This is a genomic window from Kutzneria sp. 744 (assembly GCF_000568255.1).
Taxonomy (GTDB): Bacteria; Actinomycetota; Actinomycetes; order Mycobacteriales; family Pseudonocardiaceae; genus Kutzneria.
In genome coordinates this window covers 10,133,643-10,141,196 of sequence record NZ_KK037166.1, presented here as the reverse complement: position 1 = coordinate 10,141,196, position 7,554 = coordinate 10,133,643, and the positions used below count along the sequence as shown (strand labels likewise).

5 protein-coding genes and 1 pseudogene are annotated in these 7,554 nt (G+C 72.4%); 3 read left to right on the top strand and 3 right to left on the bottom strand.

Annotation, left to right across the window (positions count from 1 at the left end; genetic code table 11):
- Positions 1-311 precede the first annotated feature (311 nt).
- Positions 312-1,373 (bottom strand): 3-dehydroquinate synthase family protein, encoded by a 1,062-nt coding sequence (locus KUTG_RS46210; protein WP_232241299.1) that lies wholly within the window; start codon positions 1,371-1,373, stop codon positions 312-314.
- A 796-nt stretch (positions 1,374-2,169) separates the two neighbouring features.
- Here KUTG_RS46210 and KUTG_RS46205 point away from each other — a divergent pair.
- The gene (locus KUTG_RS46205; RefSeq protein WP_052396222.1) at positions 2,170-3,495 is read left to right on the top strand and encodes a BTAD domain-containing putative transcriptional regulator; all 1,326 of its coding nucleotides are present in this window, start codon (positions 2,170-2,172) and stop codon (positions 3,493-3,495) included.
- 13 nt (positions 3,496-3,508) lie between these two features.
- On the top strand, positions 3,509-5,182 hold the full coding sequence (locus tag KUTG_RS46200) for an ATP-binding protein (protein WP_043726256.1): 1,674 nt from the start codon (positions 3,509-3,511) through the stop codon (positions 5,180-5,182).
- Here KUTG_RS46200 and KUTG_RS46195 read toward each other — a convergent pair.
- Together KUTG_RS46195 and KUTG_RS66785 are read right to left on the bottom strand one after the other, a co-directional pair.
- Positions 5,171-6,706, bottom strand: coding sequence for an FAD/NAD(P)-binding protein (locus KUTG_RS46195; RefSeq protein ID WP_369794681.1), 1,536 nt, complete (start codon positions 6,704-6,706; stop codon positions 5,171-5,173). The two genes, KUTG_RS46200 and KUTG_RS46195, sit on opposite strands and share 12 nt — an antisense overlap.
- Positions 6,707-6,851: 145 nt before the next feature.
- A pseudogene (locus KUTG_RS66785) lies at positions 6,852-6,965 on the bottom strand (FAD/NAD(P)-binding protein); the annotation flags it as partial.
- Positions 6,966-7,279: 314 nt separating this feature from the next.
- Between KUTG_RS66785 and KUTG_RS46190 the strand changes: the two are divergent.
- A complete protein-coding gene (locus KUTG_RS46190) occupies positions 7,280-7,546 on the top strand; it encodes an acyl carrier protein (protein WP_043726255.1) in 267 nt (88 codons plus the stop codon).
- Positions 7,547-7,554 lie beyond the last annotated feature (8 nt).

The following is a 7,554-nucleotide window of genomic DNA, read 5'->3' as shown; positions in this document are numbered from 1 at the left end:
TGCGTCCGGTGGCCATCAACCCCTCGATGAGGACCACCTGCCCCTGGCGCGTCGTGGTTTCGGCGATGAGCGAAAGACAGTCGGACAACTGCGTGGTTCGCTCCACGATCAGCACTGGTATTACCCCCGTCTTGCTCCCCCCCGGGCTGTCCGTCCGGGCAGCCCGGTCATGCTGGTGCGGCGGCGCGTCATCGAGCCCCAGTCCGAGCGACCGTCCGCGTCGTCAGCATTGCCGTGGTCCGCCCATCCGCTGCCCACTGCCCGCCCATCGCCCCGTCCGAACGGGACGATCCGTGTCGGGGCACGGCCGATCACACCGGCAGCGCCGCCACGGGCATCTCGGCCAGCGTCCGCACGACCACGTGGGCCGGCACGTCGCGCACCAGTTCGGCGCCCCGCGGACCGTCCAGCACGAACGCCAGCCCGCCGACCGCCTTCTTGTCCAGCCGCATGAGTCCGATGAGGGTCTCGGCCGCCAGGCCGATCGGCAGCGCGGTCGGCAGGCCGTAGCCACTGACGACATCGAGGTGCTCGGTCATCCGCGCCTCGTCGATCCGGCCCAGCGCGTGCGCGAGCCGTCCGGCGAACACCGTGCCGATGGCGACGCCCTCGCCGTGCTTGATCGCGAAGTCGGTGGCGCGCTCCAGCGCGTGCCCCAGCGTGTGTCCGTAGTTGAGCAGGTGCCGCAGTCCGGTGTCGCGTTCGTCCGCGGTCACGATCTCGGCCTTGCGCCGGACGCTGGCCGCGATCTGCTCGTCCAGCGGCAGGCCGCGCAGGTCTCCCGCGCCGATGAAGTGGCAGCGGGCGATCTCGCCGTAGCCATTGGTCCACTCCCGCGCCGGCAGCGTCCGCAGGTAGTCGGTGTCACACAACACCTCACTGGGCTGCCAGTACACGCCGACCAGGTTCTTGCCCGCCGGCAGGTTCACCGCCGTCTTCCCGCCGGTGCTCGCGTCCACCTGCGCCAGCAGCGAGGTCGGCATGTGCACCACCGGCACGCCACGGTGGTACAGCGCGGCGGCCAGCCCCACGGCGTCGGTGGTCGTGCCGCCGCCGCAGGAGACCACGGCGTCGCCCCTGGTCAGGCCGAACGCGGCGAACTTGCGGCACAATTCCTCCACCCACGCCAGGTTCTTGTTCTCCTCGCCGTCGCGGGCCGGCACGAACAGGGTCGGCACGCCGGTCTCCGGCGTCGACTCCGCCGGGCGCGCCGACACCACGGCCACCCGCTCGGCGCCCAGCCGCGCCACGACCGACGCCAATCGGTGGCGCACGCCGGAACCGATGTGCACGGCGTACGACCGATCCCCCAACGCGACCTCGATGGTGCTGGTCGCGGCCACACCGACGTTGTCGACCGGCATCTTCGTCATTCCGCCCCGCCGTTCCGTTGTGAGAGACTCCGCCCCCGGACTCGACGGATGGTAGGGCGCGGCGCCCCGGCGATCGCCGGATCGAACGGCCCGTGGCCGAAGTCTGGGGGCGGTTAGGGGCAATGCCGGGTCGGCCGTCGGGTCACGGTCGCGGCCGTGACCGCGGGGCCGGAGCGATGGGGAAGCCGGGTCCGTCGCCTTCGTCGCGGTCATTCCGCGATATCGACAATGACCGGAGCGCGATTCGTTCGGCCGGCCGGACAGGAATTGTCCCACTTCGACGCCCGGTATCGGTGACGCCCCCACCCGCGGCGTTCGTCGCGAAGCGGCGCAGGTCACATCCATCGGGCCGGGAAACCTCGGTGAGGTCACCCTCCGACGGACCGCCCCATATCACCGTTCCGCGCATTTTCGTTGCACAGCCCGGGTTCGCCGGGTCGGTCGGCCGCGCGTCGTCGGCAGACGGGAAGGATTCATTCGCACCCGAATGGGAACGGTGGCACCGCGGCGGCCCCGCGACGGCACCGATCGGCGCAGTGACCGACCGGCCGTCCCGGTATCCGGCCGCAGCGGTGGACAGGTTTAACACGATGTTTCGTGACCATCTCTGCGCGAATGGTCCGTTTCCTTGAGAACGTGTGCCGGCAGACCCTACGATGGGGCGGTGACGCCTTGAGGTGATAGGCCGGTGGCCCCAATGACGCGGGCCGGCCACACCCAGGAGGCGAACAGTGGTTCTGGGGGGAACGATCTTGGTCTCGAATGGCGCTGGTCCGTCGGCACTGGGATGGCCACAGTGACGACGACGTTCAACATCCTCGGCCCGCTGGAAGTGCTCGACGGCGAGGACAGCGTCTCGCTCAACGGCATGATCCAGCGCGCGACACTGGGCTATCTGTTGCTGTACGCCAACAAGGTGGTGGCGACCAGCGAGTTGCTGCGCGCGCTGTGGGGCGCCGACGCACCGCCGACGGCCCGCAAGATGCTCCAGAACGCCGTCTCCGGCCTGCGCCGCGCGCTGCCGTCCGCGCCCGGCCACGACGTCGACCGCTCCGGACTGCTCGTCACGCACGCGCCCGGTTACCTGTTGCGGGTCGACCGCGACAGCGTCGACCTGTGCCGGTTCGAGGACCTCGCCCGCAAGGGCCGGGCGGCGGTCGCCGGCGAGGCGTGGGACGACGCGGACCGCTACCTCGGCGACGCGCTGGCCCTGTGGCGCGGCCCGGTGCTCGCCGACCTGGCCGAGAACGGCTACGAGTGGCCGGAGTGCAACGGCGTGCAGAACACCTGGTACGCCGTGCAGGAGGACCGGGCGCAGGCCGCGTTGAGCACCGGCCGCCATCTGGAGCTCATCGGCGAGCTGGAACCGCTCGTCGGCGCCGATCCGCTGCGGGAACGGCTGTGCGCGCAGCTGATGCTGGCGCTGTACCGGTCCGGACGCCAGGCCGACGCGCTGAGCGTGTACCGGCGCACCCGGTCGGCGCTGGTCGGCAAGCTGGGGCTCGATCCCGGTCGGGAACTCGCGGACCTCGAACGCGCCATCCTCGACCACGACCCGACCCTGATCCGCGTGGGCGAGCGCCGAGCCGAAACGGCCGTCCCGGCGGCCCGTGCCGAAGTCCCCGCCGGCACCGCGCGGCCGCCGGCCGAACCGCCGGCCGTCATGACGGGCAAGCCGCCGCGGAAACCGCCGGCGGACGAAGCCGAGGAACCGGCGAGACCGGCGCCGGCCGCCTCCGCGTGCACGGACGACGAGCGGCCCGCCGCGGAACGCAAGTGGGTCAGCGCGATCCTGGTCCGCGCCGGCACCGGCGCCGACGACGACCCCGAGGTGCTGGATCAGGCGCTGCGCCGGCTCAACGCGACCGTGGCCGACCAGGTGCACCGGTTCGGTGGCGTCCGGCACGACTCGCTCGGGCCGGTGCTGGTGGCCCTGTTCGGCACCGAACAGACCAAAGAGGACGATGCGCAGCGCGCGGTGCGGGCCGCGATGGCCGTCCGAGACGAGGTGGCCGCCGCGCGGCTCCCGCAGGCCGCGGTCGCCGTGGTCGCGGGCGAGGCGCTGGTCGTGCGCTCGGCCGGCGGGGCGCGCATCCTCCAGGTGACCGGGGCAGTTCCTTGAGGACGGCCTGCGGTTGCTGTTCGGCGTGGGCCGGTGCGCCGTGGTCCGGGTGTCCGAGCCGGTGCGGCAGGCGTGCGCGCACGAGTTCAGCTTCGCCCCGTCCAAGTCCGACGCCGACGCGCACGACGTCATCGCCAGCCGCAAGGCCGAACTGGGCGGCCGCGGCGCCGGGCCACTGATGCAGCGCGATCGGGAACTGCGGCTGCTGGACCAGTTGCTGGACGATGTGCGGCGGCGCGGCCGTCCGCACCTGGTGACCCTGCTCGGCGAGGCCGGCGTCGGCAAGAGCCGGATCCTGCACGAGTTCCGCCGGGCCATCCGGGAGCGCGGCGGGGCGCGGTGCCTGGTCGGCTGCAACCGGTCGTTCGGGCCCGACTCCCCGTACGCCTCGCTGGAGGGTGTGGTCCGCTCGTACGCCGGGATCACCGACGCCGACGGGCCGGCGGAGCTGACCAACAAGCTGCGGGTCGCGGTGACCGGACTGGTCGGCACCGGCCCGATCGCCAGCCAGCTGGTCAAGAACCTGCGCGACCTGCTGGTCCAGGGCGCCGGCCTGGCCGACACCAAGCCGGTGTTCGCGGCGTGGCGGCGGCTGGTGCAGGAGATCGCGGCGCGCGAGCCGCTGGTGATCATCCTGGAGGACCTCAACCGGGTGGACGACGTCCTGCTGAAATTCGTCGGCGACATGGCCGAGCTGGCCGGGATGCTGCCGCTGCTGCTCGTGGTCACCGGCCGGCTGGAGTTGGCCGAGCGTGACTCGTACTGGTCCGGCGGCCGGCGCAACGCCTCCACCATGAGCATCGACCCACTGTCCCGCTCGGCGACGCACACCCTGCTGAGCGACCTGCTGACCAGGGCGGAGCCGACGGAGGCCCAGCGGCAGAACACGCCGACCGGCGAGAAGCTGGCCGCGGTCTGCGCGAACCTGGTCGACCAGGTCGGCGGAAACCCGTTGTTCGCCATGGAGTACGTCCGACTGGTGCACGACGGCGCCATGTCGACGCGGGCGCTGGCCGGCGAGCCGGGCGCCGCGGCGGGCCCGAACGTGCCCGTGCCGCAGAAGGTGCACAACATCATCGCCACCCGGCTGGACACGTTGTCCCCGGCCGAGAAGGCGGTCCTGTACGACGCGGCCGTGCTGGGCGACTCGTTCTGCCGCCAGACGTTGGCCGTGCTCGGCGACCGCGAGGCGACGAGCATCGAGGAGTGCCTCGACACGTTGGAGCGGCACGATCTGGTGCGGCGCTCCCGTTTCGGCGTCGATCTGGGGCATGTCGAGTACACGTTCACGCACTCGCTGGTCCGGGAGGTCGCGTACTCGCGGCTGCCGCGTGCGCTGCGCGCCGACAAGCACATGCTGGCCGCGGAATGGCTGTGCGGCATGTCGGGCGAGCCGGTCGGTCTGATGGCCCACCACTACAAGGAAGCCGTCGAGCACGCGTCGTACGCCGGCCTCGACACGCGCGACATCGCACGTCGGGCCTGCGACGGGCTGATCCAGGCCGGCCACCAGGCACTGGCCCGCGGCGCCCAGCGCACGGCGCTGCACGGTTACCGGGCCGCGCTGGACTTCTGCCCGCCCGACCACCCGCAACTGCCGGAGCTGCTGCGCTGGAGCCGCGACGACCTGACCGAGGCGAACCCGCCGCCGCGGCCGAAGGTCACGCCGTCGGCGTCACTCGGCTGACACCGCGGCGCGCAACGCCGACCGGGCCACCGCGTCGGTGATCCGGGACGGCAACGCGTTGGCGCCGGGCCGGGTGAAGTTCCCGCCCGCGATCGCCACGGTGAACGGACCGATGGCGAACCTTCGCGCGTGCCTACGACCCACGGCGTCGAACACCGCGCCGTCCTGCCCGTCCACAGCGGCCAACCCGGTGCGGTGCCGGAACTCGCCGTCGGCGGCCACGTCCTCGGACAGCTGGCCGCGCTCGTACAGGGTGCGCACCAACGGATCCCGGCTGGCCGGCGCGGAGCCCACCGGCAGCCGGGACTCCACGAACGCCCGCGCGGTCACCGTGCCCGGCACGGCCGGGCTGCCCGCGGCGAACCGGCCCTCGCGTGCCTCGACCCACATGTCCGGCCCGACGAACCGCACCACTCCCGCCTCGGACAACGCCAGCAGTTCCCGCGCCCGCCGCGGCGGCGGCCCGTTGGCCACGAGGTTGACCAGACCGGCCCACCAGCCGTCCACGTCGACCGCGCGGGAGCGGGCCGTGAACCGGCCGTCGGCCACCAGCCGAGGCAACGCCGTGAACGCCGACAGCAGCCCGAACGTGGCCCCGAGGTACGGGCTGTTCCGCGGGTTCTCGCTGCGGTCCACTGTGGACACCAGGTAGTCGCGGATCCGGGCCTGGAGGTCGGCCGGGTCGGCGAACCGCTCGCCGAGCAGCGGGGTGTCCAGCCGGCCGATGTCGAACAGGTCGGCCGGGTCGACCACCGTGTCGGCCAACAGCCGGCGCATCCGGTCCGGGTCGTGCACAGCGGCGGCATAGGCCGGGGCGAACTCGTCGAGCCCGACGGTCACCCGGTCCGGATGCCCGGTGACCAGTTCGTGGTAGTAGCCCCAGCCGACCTCGGCGGCGATGGCCGGCCAGACGTCCCGGCGAAAGTCGAGCGGACCGCGGGCCTCGGCTACGATCCGCGCCGCGTCGAAGAACCGGGGCAGCGCCGGCGGCGGCCCGGACAGCGGGAAGGTCAGCTTGGGCGGGTACGGCACGCCCCGCCGGGAACCCGCGTACAGCAGGGGCTCCTGGCCGCCGGGCTCGTAGCGCAGGCCGCTCCCGGTCTCGACGAAACGGCCGCCGCGCCCCTCGGTGAGCAGGACGGCCAGGTCCATGAACGCCAGCCCGAGCCCACGCACGATCACCGGTTCCCCGGCCGGCACAACGGAAAGGTCGCAGTCGGCGGCGTAACCCGGCGGCAGGAACACGAGATCGTGCCGGGCGGCGAACTCGGCCAGCCGCCCGTGCTCGCCCGCCACCTCGACGTCCTGGTGCCCCACGGCGAGCACCACCACATCGGCGGTCAGCTCCCGCCCGTCGGCCATCGACACCCGTTGCCGGCCACCGGGTTCCTCGGTCAGCTCGACGGCACGCACCTGGTGGAAGCGAAACGTGGAGCCGGCCGGCAGGGCCGCGACGGCCTGCTCGTAGACCCAGGTCAGGTACCGGCTCTGCAGCCGGCGGGTGGGGAAGGACGTGCGGGTGATGGTCTGCCGCTCGGCTTCCGTGCCGTGCCGGCCGATCCAGTCCAGCAGCGAGGGCCCGGGCCGGATCGGGCCCGTCGCACAGGACGCTGTCGTCGGTGAACATGGTGACGTGGGCCGACATGGTGTTCAGCATCAGCAGCGGCGACTGGTCGCGCCGCCAGATCCGACCGGGCCCCGCCGGGTAGGGATCGATGAGGTGCACCTCGAGATCGCGGCCGGCGAGCAGCTCGGGCGCGTTGGCGCCGAGCCGCTCGAGCACGCCGATGCCGCTGGGCCCGGCGCCCACGATGGCGATCACCGCAGGCGGACTCGTTGCCAAGACGGAATTCCCTTCCCCAGAACGCGGCAGGCGCGTAGCGACGGACTGCCCCGACCATAGCCAGTCGGTGATCGGCGGGCGGTAATCCAACGGTCACCACGTCATCTCGGTCACGGCGTGACTTCGCACGGCCTCGCCGATGCGCGCAAGTCAAGGGGGCGTTAGGGGTTTTGTCAGGGGGCGTGGTCAGGACCGGCGTGGATAGCGTCCGGTGACGTGCGGCGCCGTGCCGTGTCACCTGTGAGGGGGAATCCGTGGGCCGTGCCGAGGAACTGCTCGAACTGGTGCGGACGCACTCCGATGCCGTACTGCACGCTACCGATCCGGCGGCCGCTCCGGTTGAGCCGGACGAGGGGTTCTTCGATGTCGGCCTGACGTCCATGGGCGCCATCGAGCTCCGCGACCGGCTGGCCGAGGCGACCGGCCTGAAGCTGCCGCAGATGCTGCTGTTCGACCACCCGACCCCGGAGCTGCTCGTGGCGTACCTGATGACTCGTCAGGTCACCGCGGGCCGGGACTGACCACTGGG